The following is a 1,063-nucleotide window of genomic DNA, read 5'->3' as shown; positions in this document are numbered from 1 at the left end:
TAATTTTCTTGTTATTAGAATGAATTAATTTGATATGTTTACTTCCGTTCCATCTGTATGTATCTATATGTCTTCCTTTTAAATCATTGATAACAATGTACTGATTTACATACAAGTCATATGTATTATTTGTCTGATTTTCATAAAACTCTGCTAGTTGTGATTCATTTAGTTTTACTTGAATAACACCCTTGTATCCATTATCATTATGTATTCGACCGCTAGAAATAATCTCAATGCCATAAGCCATACCTTTTTGTTTCAAAAGAAAATCATTAGTCATAAGATTGTATCCATTATCCAAACATGCTTGAATGATCTTATTATCTGTAAAACAATTATCGAATCCATCAGCGAATGATACATTATAGTCTTTAATATCAAACTCAAATGAATCTAGATTGTCCTCAATAAATCTTACAGCACGACGCGTCTTAAATTTTAATTCATTATCACCATGAACTTTATGTTTATCTAATTCACGGTTAACGTGCGATAGTAAAATATACTTTGTTTCACTATTAAGTTCAAATCCATCAAGAAGACAATTTGTGTCAACAAGAACCTTTTTCATAAATTACCTCAATTCTAAGGTAGAGTGGGGGAGAGGTGAGTTAACACCTCTCATATATATTTGAATCAACTCTATGGTCTATTTCTATTGTTTATTGTGTAAGCTTTTCTCTATATGCTTTAGCAGGTTTAAATGATGGTTTGTGTCCAGCGAGAATTTCAATTTCTTCACCAGTTTGCGGATTTCGGCCTTTACGTGCTTTTGTTTCTCTTTTTTCAAATTTCCCAAAGCCAGCAATGTTAACAGGATCACCTGATGCATTGGTATCGCCGATAATTTCAAATACTGCTTCAACTAATTGCTCTGCATCACCTTTTTGAATCCCTGTTTTTACTGCGACAACCTTAGCCAATTCTGTTTTATTCATAATAATTAATCTCCCTTTTTTTAATTTTGAAATGGATAGGAGGACTAGGCACCTCTGTTTTCGATCTTGTTAGGATATGTAGTCCCTCCATAGTAGGCACTTAACTTTTTATTATTTTTATA

Annotated in this window: 2 protein-coding genes; both read right to left on the bottom strand. The window is 31.7% G+C overall.

Annotated elements, in window-relative coordinates:
* Nucleotides 1-574, bottom strand: a 574-nt coding sequence (locus JCM16418_RS23350) for a PIN domain-containing protein (RefSeq protein ID WP_036653841.1), incomplete at its 3' end; no start/stop codon positions are given.
* Between the two features lie 91 nt (nucleotides 575-665).
* Complete coding sequence (locus JCM16418_RS23345; RefSeq protein ID WP_036653839.1) at nucleotides 666-941, bottom strand: HU family DNA-binding protein; 276 nt, start codon at nucleotides 939-941, stop codon at nucleotides 666-668.
* Nucleotides 942-1,063 lie beyond the last annotated feature (122 nt).

This window comes from Paenibacillus pini JCM 16418, assembly GCF_000576305.1.
Lineage (GTDB): Bacteria > Bacillota > Bacilli > Paenibacillales > Paenibacillaceae > Paenibacillus_AQ > Paenibacillus_AQ pini.
Note: the sequence above shows the minus strand (reverse complement) of the source record. Positions and strands in the feature narration are given on the sequence as shown.